This window comes from Streptomyces sp. NPDC002044, from assembly GCF_040296725.1.
Taxonomy (GTDB): domain Bacteria; phylum Actinomycetota; class Actinomycetes; order Streptomycetales; family Streptomycetaceae; genus Streptomyces; species Streptomyces antarcticus.
Genome location: NZ_JBEOXU010000118.1, coordinates 1 through 19,775, shown reverse-complemented (window position 1 = coordinate 19,775; position 19,775 = coordinate 1). Strand labels below are relative to the sequence as shown.

The window sequence follows — 19,775 nt, the reverse complement described above, 5'->3', positions numbered from 1 at the left end:
CCGCGGGGGCCCCGCCCCCCGCTGGGGGGCGGCCGCGCCCGCCGTCGTTCCCGGCGCCGTTTCGCGGTGGGGGAGCGGCGCGGCCCCCGCGTTCGATCGGATGTCCACGGCCGGGCGGGATCTTCCCGAGTCGAAAACCGGGACATAAGCCTGCAAACTGGCCAGGTCGGGATCTTCCCGGTTCCTGCGGGGAGGAGGTACGGGCGTGCGGGCGAAGCCGAGCCGGACGGTATCCCTCCTGATCACCTCGGTGATCCTGACCGCGTTCCTGGCCCCCGGAGCGGCCGCGCGGCCCCCGGGCGGCGACCCCGCGCCCGGGCCCGGGGCGGCCCCCGGCGCCGTCCTCCCCGAAGCGGTGGCGCCCGGGGCGGTTCCCGAAGCGGTGGCCCCCGAGGTCGTCGAACTCGCGGTGATCCCCGTCGAGCCCCCCGTACAGCCCGCGAAGCCCGGCGCCCGGGAGCTCTTCGGCGCCGACTGCGACATCGGGACCGAGGGCTCCACGGTGACGGCGTACTGCCACAACAGCTACCCGGACACCGACCTGGTGCGGCTGCACGTGGAGTGCGACCGCTGGTGGGACGTGGACGGCGACGGCGCGGCGGTCGCGGTCGGCCCGGCCGGGCGGGCCGAGATCACCGGCCGCTGCTGGAAGGAAGTCCGCTCCACCTGGGTCACCCACCAGCGGCCCTGACCGGCCGGTCCCGGCCCCGCGCGGATCCCGGCCCGCACCGCCCCCGCCCGCTACTCCCCGCCCGCTACTCCCCGCCCAGGCAGACGAACGGGTAGCCCGCCGCCTCCGAGGCCGCCGCGTCCCCGTCCCCCCGCCGGATGGCCTCGATCAGCCGGGCGTGGTCCAGGTGGGCCGCGGGGTCGAGCACCGTGCCCACGTCGCCGCGCAGCCAGTCCGCCACCAGGTCGCCGAGGTCCGCGTACAGCTCGATCAGCACCTCGTTGTGCGACGCGGCCACCACCGCCATGTGCAGGCTCACGTCCGCCGCCACGAACCGTTCCGCGTCCCCGCCGGCCCAGGCCTCCTCGCGCCGCGCCAGCAGCGCGTCCAGCTGTACGAGATCCCGCTCGGTCCGCCGCTCCGCCGCCAGCCGGGCCGCCGAGGACTCCATGGTCGAGCGCAGCTCGGCGATGTCCCGCGGCTCGGCGTTCGCGAAGCGCCGGTGCATGACGCCGGCCAGCTCGCTCGTGGCGATGACGTACGTGCCCGAACCCTGGCGAATGTCGAGCAGGCCGTTGTGCGCCAGCGCCCGTACCGCCTCGCGGACGGTGTTGCGGGCGACGCCGAGCAGCTCCACGAGCTCCGGCTCCGTGGGGATGCGCGAGCCCACCGGCCACTCTCCGGAGGTGACCTGGTTGCGCAACTGCGCGATCACCTGGTCGACGAGCGCGGAGCGCCGGGGCGAGGTCAGCGGCATGGATTCCTCTCGAGAACAGCGTGCGCGACTGGACAACCAATCATCCCATGATTCTATGATGGTTGAATGTCCGACGACGAACTTCAGACCCTGAACCGCCCGCAGGTCGTGCGCACCCCCGCAGACCAGCGCCTTCCCGCTTCCGCCCACGTCGCCCCCACGTGGCTCGGTCCGGTGCTCATCGTCGGAATCGTGCTGGCCGCCCTCAACCTGCGGCCCGCCATCACCAGCCTCGGCGCCCTCTTCGAGGAGACCCGTACGGGCCTCGGCATGAGCGGCACCGTCGCCGGACTGATCACCTCCGTACCCGCCCTCTGCTTCGCCGTCTTCGGCGTCACCGCCCCCCGGCTCTCCCGCCGCTTCGGCCCGGCCGCCGTCGTCTGCGCCGGCATGGCCGCCATCGCCACCGGCCTGCTGATCCGGCCCTTCACCTCCGGCGCCGTCGGATTCCTCGCCGCCAGCGCCCTGTCCCTGGCCGGCATAGCCCTGACCAACGTGCTGCTCCCGGTGATCGTCAAGCGCTACTTCCCGGACCGTGTCGGCACCATGACCGGCCTGTACTCCATGGCCCTGGCCGCCGGCACCTCCCTCGCGGCCGCCGCCACCGTCCCGCTCACCGGCGCCCTCGGCGGGAGCTGGCGCACCGGCCTGCTCGTCTGGGCCCTCCTCGCCCTGATCGCCGTACTGCCCTGGCTGCCCATCGCCCGGGCCTCCCGGCGTGCCGCGCGGGCCGCCGCCGCCGAGCAGGCCGGCGCGGGCACCGCCGTACGGGCCGACGCGGGCCCGCGCATCGCCCGGAGCCGTACCGCCTGGGCCCTGGCCTGCTACTTCGGCCTCCAGGCGACCGGCGCCTACGTCACCATGGGCTGGCTCCCGCAGATCTTCCGCGACGCCGGCGTCTCCGCTTCCACCGCCGGCGTGCTCCTCGCCGTCACCATGGTCATGGGCGTACCGCTCGCCTTCGTCATCCCCCGCCTGGCCGGCCGGATGAGGAACCAGGGGGCCATCGCCGCCGCCCTCGGCCTCTTCGGCCTCGCCGGATACCTCGGCCTCTACTTCGCCCCCGCCGCCGGCGCCTGGGCCTGGGCGCTCCTGCTCGGCATCTCCAACTGCGCCTTCCCGCTCGTCATCACCCTCATCGGCCTGCGCGCCAAGTCCCCGGCCGGAGTCGTCAAGCTCTCCGCCTTCGCCCAGAGCATCGGCTACCTCATCTCGATCCCCGGCCCGCTGCTCATCGGCACCCTCTACCAGCACAGCGGCGGCTGGGACCTGCCGCTCGCCCTGATGGCCGGACTCCTCGTCCCGCAGATGCTGCTGGGCGTCCTGGCCGGACGGGACCGCACGATCGAGGACGAATGCGGCATGCGAGACTGACCGGCATGTCGCCCGTACTTGAACCGAACCCCCAGAACGGCCGCAAGAAGCTCGGCCTCGTCTTCGGCGCGATGATCGCCGTGACCGTGATCATCGCGATCATCGCGACGATCGCCTCCCCCTGACACCGGGCCCGGCCGAGGGGGGTGGGGATAACCCCCCTACCCCTAGGGGGTCAGGGTCAGGGTGAAGTGGGGTGTGCCCCGGATGGGAAGCGCGCCTTCGAATCCATAGATTCGAAGTCAGCGAGCCCGTTGTCGACCGCACACCCACGGAGGCGGCCATGTCGGCCCCCACGCACCCCCGGCCCCTCCCAGCCCGCCCCCGCTCCGCCGCGCCCCTCGCCGACGGCATCCGCCCGGGCGGTGCCGAGACCGGGCACGCCGTCACCGGGCACGCCGTCACCGGGCACGCCGTCACCGGCGGCCCAGGCGGCGCCCGTGCCCGCGGGGGCGCCGACGCCCGCCTGCACTGGTGGGCCCTGGCGCTGCCCGCACTCGCCTTCGGCCTCCTCCTGCTGCTCCTCGCCGGATCCGGCGAAGCCCGGGCGGCCACCCCGTACGGCGACGGCCCGGGCCTGGTCCAGGTGGCGGAACAGCTCCTGCGCGCCGTCGGCTGACCCCGCGCGCCCGTACGTGCCGGGACGCGCCCCGCACCGGCCGACGAGCCTCCCAACAGCCTGCGCCCCGTGGCTCGTTTCATGCGAAGCTGGGAATCATGAGCGCCGACACACCCCGCAGGATCGCCCTCCTCCGGCACGCCAAGGCCGACTGGCCCGAGGTGCCCGACCACGATCGCCCGCTGGCGGAACGAGGCCGCAAGGACGCGCCGGCCGTCGGTCTGAAGCTCGCCGAAACCGGCATCGCCTTCGACCTGGCCCTCTGCTCCACCGCGGCCCGTACGCGCGAGACCTGGAAGCTCGCCGTCCAGGAGATGCCCCACCGGCCGAAGACCTCGTACGAGGAGCGGCTCTACGACGCGTCGCTGGGCGAGCTCATCGCCCTCCTCAACGAGACCTCCGACGACGTCGCCGACCTCCTCGTCATCGGCCACAACCCGGGGATGCACGCCCTCGCGGACGCCCTGTCCCGGCGCGCGGAAGGCGATGCCCTGGCGCGAATGAGCCGTACGGGATTCCCCACCGCGGCGCTCGCCGTCGTCTCCTTCACCGGCTCGTGGAAGACCCTGGAACACGGCGTGGGCACCCTCCTCGACTTCTGGACCCCCAAGGACCACTGACCGGACCCCGGCCGCCCGACGCGAAGGGCCCCGGCGGGCACGCTGCCCGCCGGGGCCCTTCACGTCACGTCCTACGGGGTTCCGGGCCCGGACCGGCGCCCGGGGTCACGCCAGGTCGGCGGCCTCGATCTCCTCGCGGGTGATCCCGAGCAGGTACAGCACGGCGTCGAGGAAGGGCACGTTCACCGCGGTGTGGGCGGCCTCGCGGACCACCGGCTTGGCATTGAAGGCCACGCCCAGCCCGGCCGCGTTCAGCATGTCCAGGTCGTTGGCGCCGTCGCCGATGGCCACCGTCTGGGACAGCGGCACGTCGGCCTCGGCGGCGAACCTGCGCAGCAGCCGCGCCTTGCCGGCCCGGTCCACGATCTCGCCGGTGACCCGACCGGTCAGCTTCCCGTCGACGATCTCCAGGGTGTTGGCGGCGGCGAAGTCCAGTCCGAGCCGCTCCCGCAGATCGTCCGTGACCTGGGTGAACCCGCCGGAGACCACACCCACCTGGTAACCGAGCCGCTTGAGGGTGCGGATCAGGGTGCGGGCGCCCGGCGTCAGCTGCACCTCGGCGCGGACCTTGTCCACGACGGAGGCGTCCAGCCCCGCGAGCAGCGCCACGCGGGCGTGCAGCGACTGCTCGAAGTCCAGTTCACCGCGCATGGCCCGCTCGGTGACCTCCGCGACCTCGGCCTCGCAGCCGGCGTGCGCGGCGAAGAGCTCGATGACCTCGTCCTGGATCAGCGTCGAGTCCACGTCCATGACGACGAGGCGCTGGGCCCGGCGGTGCAGCCCGGCCGAGACCACGGCCACGTCCACGCCGATGTGCGAGGCGGCGGTGGCCAGCGCGGTGCGCAGCGGCTCGGTCTCGGTGCCGGAGACGGCGAACTCCACCGCCGTCACCGGGTACTTGGCGAGCCGGAAGATGCGGTCGATGTTGCCGCCGGTGGCCGTGATCCGGGCGGCGATCTGCGCCGTGGACTCGGCGGTGAGCGGGTGCCCGAGCACGGTGACGTGGGAACGGCCGCTGCCGCGCGGCCGGTTGTCGCCGGTACCGGAAAGGATCTCGGCCTGGAGCTTGAGCGATTCGGCCCAGCTGTGGACGGTGGCCCGCAGGTCGCCCTCGGTGGCGCCCACGGGCTTGGTGACGAGGGCGCACAGGACGATGCGGCCGCGGGTGACGACCTGCTCGATGTCGACGACGTCGACGGCGTAGGCGGCGAGGGTGTCGAACAGCCCGGCGGTGATCCCGGGACGGTCCTTGCCGAAGATCTTGACGAGGAGGGTGGGGACGTCGGAGGTCTGCGATGCGCTCATGGTGACCTCACCGTATCTTCCCGGGGCCGGGGACAGGACCCCCGTCCCACTCCCTGAACGCCGAGGCGGCCGATGACGGGCGCCCTCCCCGGGCGCCCTCCCCGGCGCGCCGGCGGCCGGGCCGCGGCCGCGGCCCGGCGTGGCCTCGGGACCCGGCCGGGCCGGCGTGCGCGCCCCGATGTCCCGCCGTCCGCCCCGGGGCGGCGCGACGTCCTGGCGAGACGTCCCGTATCTCACGCTCCGGGTGCTTTCGCCCCCGTCTCCGCGAGGACGCGGACGCCCCGGCGCGGCCCGGATTCCCCATGTGGCCGTGGGCCTGAAATAGTTCCCCCGGATGTTCGCCATACCTAGACTCCCTGACGTCATGGGGGATTCTCGGGGGACTTAAGTGGGGCTGGAGTGCCGGAACTCGTACTGGAACTGAACGGAAGGACCTGGACGCTCGATCCGTCCAGGTCGTACTCGCTGGGGCGCGACCCCCAGGGAGATGTGGTGATCGACGACGCCCGGGTGTCGTGGCGGCACGCCACCATCAGCTGGAACGGCCGCGGTTGGGGCATCGAGGACCACGGCAGCACCAACGGCACCTATGTGCGCGGGGCCCGGGTCCAGCAGGCCGAGCTCGTGCCCGGTACGCCGGTCCACCTCGGCAACGCCACCGACGGCCCGCGGCTGAACCCGGTCGGCGCCGCCGCCCCGGCGGCGCAGCCGGCCGCGGCCCAGCAGGCCCAGGCTCACGCCCCGGCGTACCAGGCACCGCAGCAGCAGCCCCGGCAGCAGGGCTGGGAACAGCAGCACGCACCGCAGCACCAGCAGTACGCGCCGCAGGAGCACGCACCACAGCACCAGGTACCGCAGCAGCAGCCCCAGCACGCGCAGCAGCCGCAGCCGCAGCCGCACCTCCCGCACCAGCAGGGCGGCGGCCCGGCCGCGTCCCGGCCGGCGCAGGGCGGGGCACCCGGCTACGCCGACCGCAGCCCGACGACGTTCCACCAGCTCTCGCTGGGCCACGTCATGCGGATCGGCCGCGCCCTGGAGAACGAACTGGTGGTCTCCGACCTCCAGGTCTCCCGCCACCACGCCGAGTTCCGCTCGATGCCGGGCGGCCGCTTCGAGATCCACGACCTGGGCAGCCACAACGGCACCTATGTCAACGGCCAGCCGGTGGCCAAGTCCGGCACCGCCCTGCTCGGCCCGAACGACATCGTCGGCGTCGGTCACTCGACCTTCCGGATCGTCGGCGACCGCCTCGAGGAGTTCGTCGACACCGGCGAGGTCTCCTTCTCGGCCCGTCACCTCACGGTCACCGTCGACGGCGGCAAGCAGATCCTCAAGGACGTCACCTTCGGCGTCCCGGAGAAGTCCCTGATCGGCGTCATCGGCCCCTCCGGCTCCGGCAAGTCGACGCTGCTCAAGGCGCTGACCGGCTACCGGCCCGCGAACCAGGGCGACGTGCTCTACGACAACCGCAACCTGTACAAGCAGTTCGCGGAGCTCCGCCAGCGCATCGGCCTGGTCCCGCAGGACGACATCCTGCACAAGGAGCTGCGCGTCCGTACGGCCCTGAAGTACGCCGCCAAGCTCCGCTTCCCCGGTGACACCGCCGAGTCCGAGCGTGCCGCCCGCGTCGACGAGGTGCTGCGCGAGCTCAAGCTCGACATCCACAAGGACAAGAAGATCACCGCGCTCTCGGGCGGTCAGCGCAAGCGCGTGTCCGTGGCCCTGGAGCTGCTCACCAAGCCGTCGCTGATCTTCCTGGACGAGCCGACCTCCGGCCTCGACCCGGGCATGGACCGCGACGTCATGCAGCTGCTGCGCGGCCTCGCCGACGACGGCCGCACGGTCCTCGTCGTCACCCACTCCGTCGCCGAGCTGGCCATCTGCGACAAGCTGCTGGTCATGGCGCCCGGCGGCTCGGTCGCGTACTTCGGCCCGCCGGACGAGGCGCTGAACTTCTTCGGCTACACCACGTGGGCCGACGTGTTCTCCGCCTTCGAGAACTACCGCGAGTACGACTGGGCCGAGCGCTGGAAGAGCTCGCAGCACTACCAGCTGTACGCCGCCGACATCGACGCGGTCGCCCCGCAGTCGGTCGCGATGCCGCCGGCCCAGCAGATGCGGCCGCCGAAGCCGCAGGGCTGGGGCTCCCAGCTCTTCACGCTGATGCGCCGCTACGTCTCGGTGATCGCCTCCGACAAGGGCTTCATCGGCCTGATGCTGATCCTGCCGGCGGTCCTGGGCGTGGTCTCCACGGTCATCCCCGCGAAGTTCGGCCTCGCACCGCCCGTGGCACCGTCCCGGTTCAACGGCGACGCCGGCACCATCATGCTGATCCTCGCGGTCGGCATGTGCTTCTCCGGCGCCGCCAACTCGGTCCGCGAACTGATCAAGGAACGGGTGATCTACGAGCGCGAGCGCGCTACCGGCCTGTCCCGGTCGGCGTACCTCATGTCCAAGGTGATCGTCCTCGGCGTCATCACGGCCGTCCAGGGCGTGATCATCTGCGGCATCGGCTTCTTCCCGCGCGATCTGCCGACCGAGGGCCTGCTCATGCCGCCGGCCGTGGAGATCTGCCTGTCGGTCATCGCGCTCGGTTTCACCTCGATGATGTTCGGCCTGGTGATCTCCTCGCTGGTGAAGACCTCCGAGAAGACCATGCCCCTGCTGGTCATGTTCGCGATCGTCCAGGTCGTCTTCACCGGCATCCTCTTCCAGCTCTACGACTCCCCGGGCCTGGAGCAGTTCGCCTGGCTGATGCCGTCGCGCTGGGCGATCGCCGCCGCCGGCAGCACCCTGAACCTCGGCGTGCTCATGCCGCCGTGGGACGCCGAGAACCCGACGAACACCGACCCGCTCTGGGACGCGACGGTCGGCCAGTGGAGCCTGAACATCACCGTCCTGCTGCTCATCGGCATCGCCTGCGGCTTCGCGGTGCAGCGGCTGCTGCGCCGCCACGAGCCCGAGGTGATGCGCGCGGGCAAGTAGGCCACGGCCCCACGGCCTCACGGCCCCGCCCCGCCCCGCTCCGCACGCGGGCACGGCCGCACGGACGCACGAACGCCTCAGGGCGGCCCCCGGTACTCCGGGGGCCGCCCTGAGGCGCATGGGGGGTCGGGGCGGGGCCGACGGACCGTGCCAGTCCTAGTAGGCGCTGTTGACGTTGTCCATCGAGCCGTAGCGGTCGGCCGCGTAGTTGCAGGCGGCGACGATGTTCGCGACCGGGTCGTACTGGTCGAACTTGGTGCCCTTGACGTGGTACGTCTTGAAGGTCGGGGCGATGACCTGGAGCAGGCCCTTCGACGGGATGCCGTTCTGGGCGTTGATGTCCCAGTTGTTGATCGCCAGCGGGTTGCCGCTGGACTCGCGCATCACGTTGCGGTGAATGCCGTGGTAGGAACCCGGAATGCCCTCGCGCTTCATGATGAAGAGGGCTTCCTTGATCCAGCCGTCGAGGTTGTTCGCGAAGACCGGGGTACGGGCCGCGGAGCGGCTCGCGGCCGTCTTCTGCCCGCGGTCCTTCTTGGCGTCCGCCGCGGCCTTGGCCTTGGCCTTCGCCGCCGCGTCCGACGCCGCCTTGGCCGCGACGACCTGCTGGACGGAGAGGTGCTGCTGTACAGCCTTCGTCTGGGCGCCGTCGACGACCTGGGTCCAGGCGACGGGGGCGGCGGAGATGACGGTCTCGTTCTCAGCGGCACCGGCCGGGACGAGGGAGAAGGCGAGTGCGGCGGCGCCGAGCGTGGCGACACCGGAGATGGACAGCTTGTGTGCCTTCGTCAGACGACTGTGACCGGGAGTGCGGGAAGCAGACATGGCGGGGGCAACCTCTTCGACGGGGGGCCACCCCCGGGCAGTCTGAGGGCGGGGCCGCAGGAAAGCGCCGCGCTGATCCGGGATCTGCGGCGCTGTGCGACGGGAGCAATTCTTAGCGGCGGCAAAATCGCCTGGCAAAGGTGTGACGTACGATCCCGCTTAGTGGATCAGGGGGCGCCGACTCATCCCGCTTTGCCGCCTCGGAGCTACGCGCGCCCGTGTTCACAGGACCTTTACGCGTCCACTAGGGAGCTTCGTAAGTGACCTGCGTCCTATGTGCGGGCTCACATCGGGCACGTAACAATCTGACCCAACGTTGCGCAAGCAACGCACACGGTCACGCGCATGCGACCTGAGGACCACGTCTTCGCCCCCGACCGTCATCCCGAAGACAGAGCCGGTCCGGGCCGCCCCCCGCCCCCAGCAGTAGGCCGAGCGGCCCCCCGCCCCTCGGTCCGACGCCCGATCCCGCAGGTCAGAGCCGCGAGTACGGTGAGGGCATGACAGGTAGTCCCGGATACAGCGGACCCCGCAGCGGCCTCGCGGCCGTGAGCACCGCACTGCTCGCCATGAGCCGCACGCTGGAGGTCCGCGACGTCCTGCGCACGATCGTCGTCTCGGCCCGCGAGCTCCTGGACGCCGAGTACGCGGCCCTGGGCGTCCCGGACGACCACGGCGGCTTCGCCCAGTTCGTCGTGGACGGCATCAGCGAGGAGCAGTGGCGCGCGATCGGCCCGCTGCCCCGCCAGCACGGCATCCTCGCGGCGATGCTCCACCAGGAAGGCCCCGAGCGGCTGGCCGACGTACGCGAGGACCCGCGCTTCGGCGGCTGGCCACCCGCCCACCCCGACATGTCCGACTTCCTCGGCCTGCCCGTCCGCGACGGCGAGGAGACCCTCGGCGCCCTCTTCCTCGCGAACAAGCGAGCAGCCCCGGTCGGCGGCAGCGGCGGGACCGGTGACACCGGCGGGACAGATGAGACCGGTGGGACAGATGAGACCGGCGGCGCCCGCGCCACCGGCTTCACCGACGAGGACGAGGAACTCCTCTCCCTCCTCGCCCAGCACGCGGCCATGGCCCTCACCAACGCCCGGCTCTACGAGCGCAGCCGCGAGCTCACCATCGCCGAGGAGCGCTCCCGGCTCGCCCACGAGCTGCACGACGCCGTCAGTCAGAAGCTCTTCTCCCTCCGGCTCACCGCCCAGGCCGCGGCCGCCCTCGTGGACCGCGACCCGGCCCGGGCCAAGGGCGAGCTCCAGCAGGTGGCCGCGCTGGCGGCGGAGGCCGCCGACGAACTGCGGGCCGCCGTGACGGAGCTGCGCCCGGCCGCCCTGGACGAGGACGGTCTCGTCGCGACCCTGCGCACCCACGTGCACGTGCTCGACCGCGCGCACGCCGCGCACGTCACCTTCACCTGTGACGGCGTACGCGCCCTCCCCGCGACCCAGGAGGAAGCGCTCCTGCGCGTCGCCCAGGAGGCCCTGCACAACGCCCTGCGGCACTCGGGCGCGGACCGCGTCGAGGTGGCACTCACCCGCACGCCCGGCGGGGGAGCGGTCCTCAGCGTCACCGACGCCGGCCGCGGCTTCGACCCCCTCGCGGTCCGCAGCGCGGGCCGTCACCTGGGGCTGGTCTCCATGCGGGACCGCGCGGGAGGCGTCGGCGGCCGGCTCGACGTGCACGCGGCGCCCGGCAAGGGCACCACGATCGAGATGGAGGTACCCGGTGGCTGACACCCCCGGCCGAATCCGCGTCCTGCTGGTCGACGACCACCAGGTGGTCCGGCGGGGCCTGCGCACCTTCCTGGAGGTCCAGGACGACATCGAGGTCGTCGGCGAGGCCGCCGACGGCGCGGAGGGCCTGGCCCGCGCCGAGGAACTGCGCCCGGACGTGATCCTCATGGACATCAAGATGCCGGGCACCGACGGCATCGAGGCCCTGCGCGGCCTGCGCGGGGCGGCGAACCCGGCGCGGGTGCTGATCGTCACCAGCTTCACGGAGCAGCGCACCGTGGTACCCGCCCTGCGGGCCGGCGCGGCCGGGTACGTCTACAAGGACATCGATCCCGTCGCCCTGGCCGGAGCGATCCGCTCCGTCCACGCCGGACACGTACTCCTCCAGCCGGAGGTGGCGCAGGCGCTGCTCGCCCAGGACGACCAGGGGCCCCCGTCGGGCCGCGGGGGCTCGCTGACCGACCGGGAGCGGGAGGTCCTCGCCCTCATCGCGGACGGCCGTTCGAACCGCGAGATAGCGCGGGCCCTCGTCCTGTCGGAGAAGACCGTCAAGACGCACGTCTCGAACATCCTGATGAAGCTGGACGTCGCCGACCGCACCCAGGCCGCGTTGTGGGCGGTCAGGCACGGCCTCACCGATTGAGGCGGCCCGGCCGGAGGCGTCGGGCAGACCATCGGAGATTCATACGGTCGGGTGTATGTAGCCCACATGGCGTATCCCCGGGGTCGGGTGGCCGTTCTCCATGGCATGCCGCGACGGCTGGTCGCGGCGGACGTACGGAGGAAGAGAAACGTGAAGAACTTCAAGAAGGCCGCAGCCGTCACCATGATCGCGGGCGGCCTCCTCGCCGCCGGCGCCGGTGTCTCCTCGGCGCACGGCGGTGCGTCGGCGGAGGGCGAGGCCCTGAACTCGCCCGGCGTGGCCTCCGGGAACCTGCTCCAGGTCCCCGTGCACGTCCCCGTGAACGCGGTGGGCAACACCGTCAACGTGATCGGCCTGCTGAACGGCGCCTTCGGCAACACGGGCGTCAACGCCTGACGCACCGCGACCGGCGAACCGGCGCGGCCCTCTCACCGCTCCACGGGCTCCGCCCCGCGCGACCGGACCCCGGGAACCGCGCCGGCGGCCCCGCTTCCCCCCTCTCCCCGGGAAGCGGGGCCGTCCGCGTTCCGCTCCGCGCGGGGCGGCGGCCGCCCCGGCCCACGGGCCCACCGGCCGCCCCGGAGCCCGAGGTCTCACCCGCCCCGCGCGCGAGCCCGGCCCGCCCCGCGCGTCCGGTCCGGCCCGGCGCCCCGGAGCCCTGACCGCGTACCCGCCGCAGGGCTACGCGTACCCCTGACCGCGCCCGTGACCGCCCCGGACCGCGTACCCGGCCGGGAGGGTCACTGCTGCTCCACCGCCGCGTTGTACGCCGCCACCAGCGCCCGCCGGGCCACCCGCTCCACCGGCCGCAGCGCCTCCGACCGCGCCGCCATCTCCGAAGCGGCCACCGCACCCCCCGGCCCGTGCTCGTACGCCAGCGACACCAGCAGGTCCACCCGCTGCGCCAGCGACAGCACCCGTACCGCCCGGGGCGGGTACCCGGGCGCCAGGACCTCCCGGCCGGCCTCCGCCCGCGCCCGGTACGCCGACAGCGCCGCGTCGGCCACCGGCCCCGACCCCGCCACGTCCAGCCGGGTCAGCACCACCGTCGCCTCGCGCAGCGCCTCCGCGAGCTCCCGCTCCGCCTCGCCCAGCGACGGCACGTCCGCCGGCGGGGCCTCCCGTACCGGCAGGCAGTGCCAGGTCACCGACACGTGCACGTCCCCGGCCGGACCCGCTTCGAAGACCTCCGGCACCAGCCCCAGCGCCGCGCCCACCGCGACCACCGCCTCCTCGGCGTCGAGCGCCCGCGCGTTGAACTCCGGCGGCCCGCTCAGCCCCAGCGGATGCCCCGGCGCCGGGAGCGCCACCCGCAGCCCGGTCACCCCCAGCGCCCGCATCCGGCCGAGCGCCAGCGTGAGCCCCACCGGACCCGATTCCCCCGGCAGGCCCTCCACCCGGTGCACGGCGTCCTCGCCCACGATCGACGACACGGCCTCGTCGGGCGAGACCAGACCTGCCAGCAAAGCGTTCCCCCAGGCGGCCAGCCGCCCTGAACGTGGTTCGAAAAGCATCCCCCAACTCTACGGACCCCACCCCGGGACCGACCCCGAACCCGGCCACCGGCCCCACCCCGTTCCCGACCCCGACCCGGCCCCGGCCCCGGACCCCGCTCCGAGTGGCGTAGGTTTTCCCCTGGGGCTGCGCCTGCCGGCGCACAGAGAACCGTGACTGCAAGGGGTGACAACACGCTCATGAGCGATGTTCTGGAGCTGGTGGACGTATCCGTGGTCCGCGAGGGCCGGGCTCTGGTGGACCAGGTCTCCTGGTCGGTGAAGGAGGGGGAACGCTGGGTGATCCTCGGCCCCAACGGCGCCGGCAAGACCACGCTGCTGAACCTCGCCTCCAGCTACCTCTTCCCCACCAAGGGCACCGCCACCATCCTCGGCAGCACCCTCGGCAAGGTCGACGTCTTCGAGCTGCGCCCCCGCATCGGCATCGCCGGTATCGCGATGGCCGACAAGCTGCCCAAGCGGCAGACCGTCCTGGAGACCGTCCTCACCGCCGCGTACGGCATGACGGCGACCTGGCACGAGCAGTACGAGGACATCGACGAGCAGCGCGCCCGCGCCTTCCTCGACCGCCTCGGCATGACCGGGTACCTCGACCGGAAGTTCGGCACCCTCTCCGAGGGCGAACGCAAGCGCACGCTGATCGCCCGCGCCCTGATGACCGACCCCGAGCTGCTGCTCCTCGACGAGCCCGCCGCCGGCCTGGACCTCGGCGGCCGCGAGGACCTCGTACGCCGTCTAGGCCGCCTCGCCCGCGACCCGCTCGCGCCCTCCATGGTCATGGTCACGCACCACGTCGAGGAGATCGCCCCCGGCTTCACCCACGTCCTGATGATCCGCCAGGGCAAGGTCGTCGCGGCGGGTCCGATCGACCTCGAACTCACCTCCCGCAACCTCTCGCTCTGCTTCGGCCTCCCCCTGGTCGTCGAGCGCAACGGCAACGACCGCTGGACGGCCCAGGGCCTGCCCCTGCGCTAGGAACGCCCGGAAGGGACGGGGCCCGGACCGGACCGCCCCGCACCCTGTCCCGACCGCGCCCACCCGACCTACCATGACCATGTGGACATCGACGCGTGGGTGTGGTGGCTCATCGGCGCGGTCGGACTGGGCATCCCCCTCGTCCTGACCGCCATGCCGGAGTTCGGCATGTTCGCCATCGGCGCGGTGGCGGCCGCCGTCACGGCGGCGCTCGGCGGGGGAGTGGTCGCGCAGGTGCTGGTCTTCGTGATCGTGTCGGTCGCGCTCATCGCCGTCGTCCGACCGATCGCCAACCGCCATCGCGACCAACGCCCCCAACACCGCAGCGGAATCGACGCGTTGAGAGGCAAGAGCGCCGTCGTCCTCGAACGCGTCGACGGCAGTGGCGGCCGCATCAAGCTCGCCGGCGAGATCTGGTCCGCCCGCACCCTCGACGCGGACAGCAGCTTCGAACCCGGCCAGTCCGTCGACGTCGTGGAGATCGAAGGGGCGACCGCGATCGTCATGTGACCGTTCCCGCAAGCGACTTGGGAGCCATCGCGCGGACGGCGTGTGAGCCGTCACGCAGCCGTCATGTCAGCAATCCAGCCGACTCGCGGCCCCGGGGTCTGCGAGACTCCGCTCAACGGGGCAGCACAGACAGCCGGAAGGGCACGGGGAACCGCATGCAACCGATCATCATCGTCCTGATCATTCTGGTGGTTCTGGTCTTCATCGCACTGGTCAAGACGATCCAGGTGATCCCGCAGGCCAGCGCGGCCATCGTCGAACGCTTCGGCCGCTACACCCGCACCCTCAACGCGGGCCTGAACATCGTCGTCCCGTTCATCGACTCGATCCGCAACCGGATCGACCTCCGCGAACAGGTCGTCCCCTTCCCGCCGCAGCCGGTCATCACCCAGGACAACCTGGTCGTCAACATCGACACCGTCATCTACTACCAGGTGACCGACGCCCGGGCCGCGACCTACGAGGTGGCCAGCTACATCCAGGCCATCGAGCAGCTCACCGTCACCACGCTCCGCAACATCATCGGCGGCATGGACCTGGAGCGGACCCTCACCTCCCGCGAGGAGATCAACGCCGCCCTGCGCGGCGTCCTCGACGAGGCCACCGGCAAGTGGGGCATCCGCGTCAACCGCGTCGAGCTCAAGGCCATCGAGCCGCCGACCTCCATCCAGGACTCGATGGAGAAGCAGATGCGCGCCGACCGCGACAAGCGCGCCGCCATCCTCCAGGCCGAGGGCGTCCGCCAGTCCGAGATCCTGCGCGCCGAGGGCGAGAAGCAGTCCTCCATCCTGCGCGCCGAGGGTGACGCCAAGGCCGCCGCCCTGCGCGCCGAGGGCGAGGCACAGGCGATCCGTACGGTGTTCGAGTCCATCCACGCCGGCGACGCCGACCAGAAGCTCCTCGCCTACCAGTACCTCCAGATGCTCCCCAAGCTCGCCGAGGGCGACGCGAACAAGCTCTGGATCGTGCCCAGCGAGATCGGCGACGCGCTCAAGGGCCTCTCCGGCGCCATGGGCAACTTCGGCCCCATGGGCGGCGGTTCGGGCTTCAACCCGCAGAACACGGGCAAGGGGAACGGCGACCCGGGCGACAAGGCCACCCCGGACCGCCGCGAGCAGCCTCCCATCGACTGACGGGGAGGCCCCGCCCCGGGACCCCGGCCCACCGGGCGGGCCGTGCCGTCCTGCATGATCGGGTGAGGCCCCTCGACCTTCACGGCGGGGAGGCGACCCACTCATGCAAAGGGGATGGCCCCTCCCATGTCCATCTGGGAATCACTCGCGGTCTTCGCCGCCGGCATCGGCGCCGGCACGATCAACACCATCGTCGGCTCCGGCACCCTGATCACCTTCCCGGTGCTGCTCGCCACCGGCCTGCCACCGGTCACCGCCAACGTCTCCAACACCCTCGGCCTGGTCCCCGGCTCCATCAGCGGAGCCATCGGCTACCGCAAGGAACTCCAGGGCCAGCGCGCCCGCATCCTGCGGCTCGGAGCGGTCTCCCTCGTCGGCGGATGCGCCGGAGCCGTCCTGCTCCTCACCCTGCCGTCCGACTCCTTCGACACGATCGTGCCCATCCTCATCGGACTCGCCCTCGTGCTCGTCATCCTCCAGCCCCGCCTCGCCAAGGCCCTGCGTCGCCGCCAGGAAGCCGCCGGAGGCGACACGGGCCACCCCGACGGCGGCCCCGCCCTGCTCACCGGAATGCTCTTCTCCAGCGCGTACGGGGGCTACTTCGGCGCCGCCCAGGGCGTGCTCTACCTCGGCCTCATGGGCCTGCTGCTCCGCGACGACCTTCAGCGGATCAACGCCGTGAAGAACGTCATCGCCGCCATGGTCAACGGCGTCGCGGCCGTCGCCTTCCTCTTCGTCGCCGAGTTCGACTGGACGGCCGTCCTGCTCATCGCGGTCGGCTCCACCATCGGCGGTCAGATCGGCGCCAAGGTCGGCCGCCGCCTCCCGCCGACCGCCCTGCGCGCGGTCATCGTCACCGTCGGGATCCTCGCGATCGTCCAGCTGCTCGTCCGCTGAGCGGCGTACCGAAGGTACGCCGCTCAGCGCGACCGCGTACGAGCGCCCGGGGCCCGGGGCTAGGCGGAACGCTCCAGCCACTCCGGCAGGACGTCCCGCCCCGCCACCCCCAGCGCCAGCAGCATGGCATCGGCCGGGGACGGCACGAAGGGCTTCCGCAGGAGGGGCATTCCCGCTTCCTCCGGCGTCCGGGCCGCTTTGCGGTGGTTGTCCTCGGCACAGGAGGCCACCGTGTTCAGCCAGGTGTCCCCGCCGCCCTGGGCCCGCGGGAGCACGTGGTCCACGGTCGTCGCGCGCTTCCCGCAGTACGCGCACCGGTGCTGGTCCCGGACCAGCACCCCCCTCCGTGACCAGGGGGCATGTCTTCGGAAGGGCACCCGCACGTACCTGCAGAGCCTGATCACCCGAGGCATCGGCAGCTCCATCGTGGCAGCTCGCACACGCAGCTCGGGATGGGACTGCTCGACCACGGCCTTGTCCTGGAGCACCAGAACCACCGCCCGGTTCAACGTCACCGTCGACAGCGGCTCGAAGCTCGCATTCAGCACCAGCGTGTCCCGCATCTCGCCCACCTCCCGTGTGCAGGCCCGCGACCACACCGGCAGCAGGGCCCGCGACCACTCTGGCCGCGCGCGCCACGCGGGACAACGCAATAAAAATGCCCGGTCCTGGCCGTCTTTAGACCAGGACCGGGCAAACGCTCGGAGAACGATCAGCCGGCGGGCGCCTCGTACTCGCCGATCAGCTGCGCCCGCCCGAGGGTGTGGAAGCGGAGGTTGAAACCGACCACGGCGGGGGAGGCGTCCCCGTCGGGCCCGAGCTCCTCCTGATCCACCGCGTACACGGTGAAGACGTACCGGTGCCGTTCCCCGGCCGGCGGAGCCGCTCCGCCGAAGTCCTCGGTCCCGTAGTCGTTGCGCACGTGCACCGCTCCCGCGGGCAGCCCCTCGAACTTTCCGCTGCCCGCCCCGGCCGGAAGCTCCGTGACCGACGCCGGCAGGTCGAACAGCACCCAGTGCCAGAACCCGCTGCCCGTGGGCGCGTCCGGGTCGAAGCACGTCACGGCGAAGCTCTTCGTCCCCTCCGGGAAGCCCTCCCACCGCAACTGCGGGGAGAGGTTCGCGCCCGACAGGACCTGGGCGTCACCCAGGTCCGCCCCGGGCGCCAGGTCCGTACTCGTCACGGTGAAGGCGTGCACCGCGGGATGGAAGTCGTGCGGCAGGGGAGCCCTGCTCTGCTCGGTCACTGCTGACCCTCCTGGTCGGGGCTGATCGGACACATGTCCCGGAAGGAACCCGGAAGAGCTAGAGCCAGTTGCGCGTGGAGCCGACGGAGGCGATCCACTGGTTCAGGTACGCCGCCCAGTCGGTCTCCTGGTAGGAGTGCAGCCCCACCTGGAAGCAGCGGTAGGTGTCGCTGCCCTCGCTGAACAGCCCCGGCTTCTTGTCCATCTCCAGGACGACGTCCATCTCGCGGCCGTCGGAGACGAAGGTCAGCTCGACCTGGTTCAGCCCCCGGTACTGCGACGGCGGCACGAACTCGATCTCCTGGTAGAAGGGCAGCGTCTGCCGCGTCCCACGGATGTGCCCGCGCTCCATGTCCGCGCCGCGGAAGGAGAAGCCGAGCTGGCGGAAGGCGTCGAGGATCGCCTGCTGCGCCGGAACCGGGTGCACGTTGATCGTGTCGAGGTCGCCCGCGTCGACCGCGCGCGCGATCTCCAGCTCGGTGCTGACCCCGATGTTCATCCCGTGCAGGTGCTGGCCCCCGAAGTGGGTGATGGGCGTCTCCCACGGGATCTCCAGCCCGAACGGCACCACGTGCAGCGCGCCGGCCTGGACCTGGAAGGCACCGCCGAGCCGCTGCTTGTTGAAGACGACGTCCTGCTTGTACTCCTGGTCGCCGCCCTCCACCTCGACCCGTGCCTGGAGACCGACGGACAGCCCCTCGATCTGCTGGTCGACGGACCCGCCCTGGATCCGGACCTCACCCTGGACGATGCCACCCGGCACGACGTTCGGCTCGGTGATGACCGTGTCCACGGACGCACCGCCGGCACCCAGGCTCGCGAACAGCTTCTTGAACCCCATGTTCAAACTCCCCTGATGAAGGATCTAAGGACCTAAGGACCCGGCGACGACGCCACCACGGACACCGCGCCTACCCCTACCAACGCGGAACACTAGGCCCCGGTTGCACGCGCGCCCCTTCCACTACCCTCGGCCGGATGAGCGCGCGCCCCGACCGTACGCCCCTGACCCGGGCCTTCTTCGACCGCCCGGTCCTCACCGTGGCCCCGGACCTCCTCGGCCGCACCCTGGTCCGCAGCACCCCGCAGGGTCCCCTCGAACTGCGCATCACGGAGGTCGAGGCGTACGAGGGCGAAGCCGACCCCGGCTCCCACGCCTACCGGGGCCCCACCGCCCGCAACGCGTCGATGTTCGGACCGCCCGGACACGCGTACGTCTATTTCATCTACGGCATGTGGTTCAGCCTCAACCTGGTGTGCGGTCCGCCCGGACACGCGAGCGGGGTCCTGCTGCGCGCGGGGGAGGTGACGGAGGGCGCAGACCTGGCGGCCAAACGTCGACTTTCCGCCAAGAGCCCGAGAGAACTGGCCAAGGGGCCGGCCCGGCTGGCCACGGCCCTGGCCATCGACCGCACCCTCGACGGCGCAGACCTCTGCGCGGGCCCCGATTCCCCGCTGTCCGTCCTGGAGGGCACCCCCACCCCGCCCGACCTGGCGAGCAGCGGCCCCCGCACCGGAGTGGGCGGCGCGGGCGCCCACCACCCGTACCGTTTCTGGATCACCGACGACCCGACGGTCAGCCCGTACCGCGCCCACACACCACGCCGCCGCTCAACTTGACTCGGCCTCCCGGGACGCCTAACGTTGCCCGAGCCGCTTGAACGGGGCACTGCCATCAGCAGACCTCCGGAGCGGCCAACCCACTACCTACGACGAACCCCTGGCGGGGTCCTCTTCGGCATGTCCGAATTCCACGCCGGCAGCTCGATTATGAGCAGCGAAGGGAAAGCGTTAACGTAGCGGAGCGCCGAAAGGCCAAAGACCTATCCGACGGTCGCCGAATTCAAATCCAAGCCGGAAACGGCGTGGAAATGATCTGGTAGAGTCGGAATCGCCGGAAAGGAAAGCGCGAAAGCGAATACCTGGAAAGCGAATCCCGCTTCGACCGGGAATCGGGCCCGAAAGAGTC

At 72.0% G+C, this 19,775-nt stretch carries 21 protein-coding genes; 14 read left to right on the top strand and 7 right to left on the bottom strand.

Annotated elements, in window-relative coordinates:
- Window positions 1-205: 205 nt before the first annotated feature.
- On the top strand, window positions 206-691 hold the full coding sequence (locus ABT106_RS24485; RefSeq protein WP_351281067.1) for a hypothetical protein: 486 nt from the start codon (window positions 206-208) through the stop codon (window positions 689-691).
- A 64-nt stretch (window positions 692-755) separates the two neighbouring features.
- On the opposite strand, the gene ABT106_RS24480 is transcribed toward ABT106_RS24485, so the two are convergent.
- Window positions 756-1,427 carry a FadR/GntR family transcriptional regulator gene (locus ABT106_RS24480; protein WP_351281064.1) on the bottom strand — a complete coding sequence of 224 codons (672 nt, stop codon included), beginning with the start codon at window positions 1,425-1,427 and terminating at the stop codon, window positions 756-758.
- A 66-nt stretch (window positions 1,428-1,493) separates the two neighbouring features.
- Between ABT106_RS24480 and ABT106_RS24475 the strand changes: the two genes are divergently transcribed.
- From ABT106_RS24475 to ABT106_RS24460, 4 genes are all read left to right on the top strand, one after another.
- Entirely contained in the window at window positions 1,494-2,801 is a 1,308-nt protein-coding gene (locus ABT106_RS24475) for a CynX/NimT family MFS transporter (RefSeq protein ID WP_351281061.1), read from the top strand.
- A gap of 5 nt (window positions 2,802-2,806) precedes the next feature.
- Window positions 2,807-2,926: an SGM_5486 family transporter-associated protein gene (locus tag ABT106_RS24470; protein ID WP_351281058.1), complete on the top strand. Its 120-nt coding sequence runs from the start codon at window positions 2,807-2,809 to the stop codon at window positions 2,924-2,926.
- A gap of 158 nt (window positions 2,927-3,084) precedes the next feature.
- The gene (locus ABT106_RS24465) at window positions 3,085-3,420 is read left to right on the top strand and encodes a hypothetical protein (RefSeq protein ID WP_351281069.1); all 336 of its coding nucleotides are present in this window, start codon (window positions 3,085-3,087) and stop codon (window positions 3,418-3,420) included.
- 98 nt (window positions 3,421-3,518) lie between these two features.
- Complete coding sequence (locus tag ABT106_RS24460) at window positions 3,519-4,040, top strand: SixA phosphatase family protein (RefSeq protein ID WP_351281055.1); 522 nt, start codon at window positions 3,519-3,521, stop codon at window positions 4,038-4,040.
- Between the two features lie 105 nt (window positions 4,041-4,145).
- Here the strand turns inward: ABT106_RS24460 and serB are convergent, their stop codons facing one another.
- The gene (gene serB / locus ABT106_RS24455; RefSeq protein ID WP_351281053.1) at window positions 4,146-5,345 is read right to left on the bottom strand and encodes a phosphoserine phosphatase SerB; all 1,200 of its coding nucleotides are present in this window, start codon (window positions 5,343-5,345) and stop codon (window positions 4,146-4,148) included.
- 399 nt (window positions 5,346-5,744) lie between these two features.
- On the opposite strand from serB, the gene ABT106_RS24450 reads away from it, so the two are divergent.
- Window positions 5,745-8,330 carry an ABC transporter ATP-binding protein/permease gene (locus ABT106_RS24450; protein WP_351281051.1) on the top strand — a complete coding sequence of 862 codons (2,586 nt, stop codon included), beginning with the start codon at window positions 5,745-5,747 and terminating at the stop codon, window positions 8,328-8,330.
- A gap of 156 nt (window positions 8,331-8,486) precedes the next feature.
- On the opposite strand, the gene ABT106_RS24445 is transcribed toward ABT106_RS24450, so the two are convergent.
- Complete coding sequence (locus tag ABT106_RS24445; RefSeq protein WP_351281048.1) at window positions 8,487-9,155, bottom strand: transglycosylase SLT domain-containing protein; 669 nt, start codon at window positions 9,153-9,155, stop codon at window positions 8,487-8,489.
- Window positions 9,156-9,655: 500 nt separating this feature from the next.
- On the opposite strand from ABT106_RS24445, the gene ABT106_RS24440 reads away from it, so the two are divergent.
- The 3 genes from ABT106_RS24440 to ABT106_RS24430 all read left to right on the top strand — a co-directional run bounded on the left by ABT106_RS24440 (window position 9,656) and on the right by ABT106_RS24430 (window position 11,927).
- The gene (locus ABT106_RS24440; RefSeq protein ID WP_351281045.1) at window positions 9,656-10,888 is read left to right on the top strand and encodes a GAF domain-containing sensor histidine kinase; all 1,233 of its coding nucleotides are present in this window, start codon (window positions 9,656-9,658) and stop codon (window positions 10,886-10,888) included.
- Complete coding sequence (locus ABT106_RS24435; RefSeq protein WP_351281043.1) at window positions 10,881-11,531, top strand: response regulator; 651 nt, start codon at window positions 10,881-10,883, stop codon at window positions 11,529-11,531. The genes ABT106_RS24440 and ABT106_RS24435 overlap by 8 nt, the downstream gene beginning before the upstream one ends.
- Window positions 11,532-11,681: 150 nt before the next feature.
- Complete coding sequence (locus tag ABT106_RS24430; RefSeq protein ID WP_031147927.1) at window positions 11,682-11,927, top strand: chaplin; 246 nt, start codon at window positions 11,682-11,684, stop codon at window positions 11,925-11,927.
- A gap of 344 nt (window positions 11,928-12,271) precedes the next feature.
- Here the strand turns inward: ABT106_RS24430 and ABT106_RS24425 are convergent, their stop codons facing one another.
- The gene (locus ABT106_RS24425; protein ID WP_351281040.1) at window positions 12,272-13,045 is read right to left on the bottom strand and encodes an Rv1486c family protein; all 774 of its coding nucleotides are present in this window, start codon (window positions 13,043-13,045) and stop codon (window positions 12,272-12,274) included.
- A 180-nt stretch (window positions 13,046-13,225) separates the two neighbouring features.
- Between ABT106_RS24425 and ABT106_RS24420 the strand changes: the two genes are divergently transcribed.
- The 4 genes from ABT106_RS24420 (at window position 13,226) to ABT106_RS24405 (ending at window position 16,560) form a co-directional block, all read left to right on the top strand.
- The gene (locus ABT106_RS24420; RefSeq protein WP_351281037.1) at window positions 13,226-14,020 is read left to right on the top strand and encodes an ABC transporter ATP-binding protein; all 795 of its coding nucleotides are present in this window, start codon (window positions 13,226-13,228) and stop codon (window positions 14,018-14,020) included.
- A gap of 81 nt (window positions 14,021-14,101) precedes the next feature.
- On the top strand, window positions 14,102-14,530 hold the full coding sequence (locus ABT106_RS24415; RefSeq protein ID WP_351281034.1) for an NfeD family protein: 429 nt from the start codon (window positions 14,102-14,104) through the stop codon (window positions 14,528-14,530).
- A 155-nt stretch (window positions 14,531-14,685) separates the two neighbouring features.
- Entirely contained in the window at window positions 14,686-15,663 is a 978-nt protein-coding gene (locus tag ABT106_RS24410; RefSeq protein WP_351281031.1) for an SPFH domain-containing protein, read from the top strand.
- Between the two features lie 126 nt (window positions 15,664-15,789).
- A complete protein-coding gene (locus ABT106_RS24405) occupies window positions 15,790-16,560 on the top strand; it encodes a sulfite exporter TauE/SafE family protein (protein ID WP_351281028.1) in 771 nt (256 codons plus the stop codon).
- Between the two features lie 59 nt (window positions 16,561-16,619).
- Here the strand turns inward: ABT106_RS24405 and ABT106_RS24400 are convergent, their stop codons facing one another.
- The 3 genes from ABT106_RS24400 to ABT106_RS24390 all read right to left on the bottom strand — a co-directional run bounded on the left by ABT106_RS24400 (window position 16,620) and on the right by ABT106_RS24390 (window position 18,647).
- On the bottom strand, window positions 16,620-17,123 hold the full coding sequence (locus tag ABT106_RS24400; RefSeq protein WP_267722486.1) for an HNH endonuclease: 504 nt from the start codon (window positions 17,121-17,123) through the stop codon (window positions 16,620-16,622).
- Between the two features lie 149 nt (window positions 17,124-17,272).
- The gene (locus tag ABT106_RS24395) at window positions 17,273-17,806 is read right to left on the bottom strand and encodes a YbhB/YbcL family Raf kinase inhibitor-like protein (protein WP_351281025.1); all 534 of its coding nucleotides are present in this window, start codon (window positions 17,804-17,806) and stop codon (window positions 17,273-17,275) included.
- Between the two features lie 58 nt (window positions 17,807-17,864).
- Window positions 17,865-18,647 (bottom strand): sporulation protein, encoded by a 783-nt coding sequence (locus ABT106_RS24390; RefSeq protein ID WP_351281022.1) that lies wholly within the window; start codon window positions 18,645-18,647, stop codon window positions 17,865-17,867.
- Window positions 18,648-18,784: 137 nt separating this feature from the next.
- On the opposite strand from ABT106_RS24390, the gene ABT106_RS24385 reads away from it, so the two are divergent.
- On the top strand, window positions 18,785-19,426 hold the full coding sequence (locus ABT106_RS24385) for a DNA-3-methyladenine glycosylase (RefSeq protein WP_351281019.1): 642 nt from the start codon (window positions 18,785-18,787) through the stop codon (window positions 19,424-19,426).
- The last annotated feature ends 349 nt before the right edge of the window (window positions 19,427-19,775 follow it).

What these genes read in the sequence shown, in the direction of transcription:
- ABT106_RS24480 (WP_351281064.1), bottom strand. Translation starts at nt 1,427, where the DNA reads ATGCCGCTGACCTCGCCCCGGCGCTCCGCGCTCGTCGACCAGGTGATC.
- ABT106_RS24475 (WP_351281061.1), top strand. Translation starts at nt 1,494, where the DNA reads ATGTCCGACGACGAACTTCAGACCCTGAACCGCCCGCAGGTCGTGCGC.
- ABT106_RS24470 (WP_351281058.1), top strand. Translation starts at nt 2,807, where the DNA reads ATGTCGCCCGTACTTGAACCGAACCCCCAGAACGGCCGCAAGAAGCTC.
- ABT106_RS24465 (WP_351281069.1), top strand. Translation starts at nt 3,085, where the DNA reads ATGTCGGCCCCCACGCACCCCCGGCCCCTCCCAGCCCGCCCCCGCTCC.
- ABT106_RS24460 (WP_351281055.1), top strand. Translation starts at nt 3,519, where the DNA reads ATGAGCGCCGACACACCCCGCAGGATCGCCCTCCTCCGGCACGCCAAG.
- serB (WP_351281053.1), bottom strand. Translation starts at nt 5,345, where the DNA reads ATGAGCGCATCGCAGACCTCCGACGTCCCCACCCTCCTCGTCAAGATC.
- ABT106_RS24445 (WP_351281048.1), bottom strand. Translation starts at nt 9,155, where the DNA reads ATGTCTGCTTCCCGCACTCCCGGTCACAGTCGTCTGACGAAGGCACAC.
- ABT106_RS24440 (WP_351281045.1), top strand. Translation starts at nt 9,656, where the DNA reads ATGACAGGTAGTCCCGGATACAGCGGACCCCGCAGCGGCCTCGCGGCC.
- ABT106_RS24425 (WP_351281040.1), bottom strand. Translation starts at nt 13,045, where the DNA reads ATGCTTTTCGAACCACGTTCAGGGCGGCTGGCCGCCTGGGGGAACGCT.
- ABT106_RS24420 (WP_351281037.1), top strand. Translation starts at nt 13,226, where the DNA reads ATGAGCGATGTTCTGGAGCTGGTGGACGTATCCGTGGTCCGCGAGGGC.
- ABT106_RS24410 (WP_351281031.1), top strand. Translation starts at nt 14,686, where the DNA reads ATGCAACCGATCATCATCGTCCTGATCATTCTGGTGGTTCTGGTCTTC.
- ABT106_RS24405 (WP_351281028.1), top strand. Translation starts at nt 15,790, where the DNA reads ATGTCCATCTGGGAATCACTCGCGGTCTTCGCCGCCGGCATCGGCGCC.
- ABT106_RS24400 (WP_267722486.1), bottom strand. Translation starts at nt 17,123, where the DNA reads ATGCGGGACACGCTGGTGCTGAATGCGAGCTTCGAGCCGCTGTCGACG.
- ABT106_RS24390 (WP_351281022.1), bottom strand. Translation starts at nt 18,647, where the DNA reads ATGGGGTTCAAGAAGCTGTTCGCGAGCCTGGGTGCCGGCGGTGCGTCC.
- ABT106_RS24385 (WP_351281019.1), top strand. Translation starts at nt 18,785, where the DNA reads ATGAGCGCGCGCCCCGACCGTACGCCCCTGACCCGGGCCTTCTTCGAC.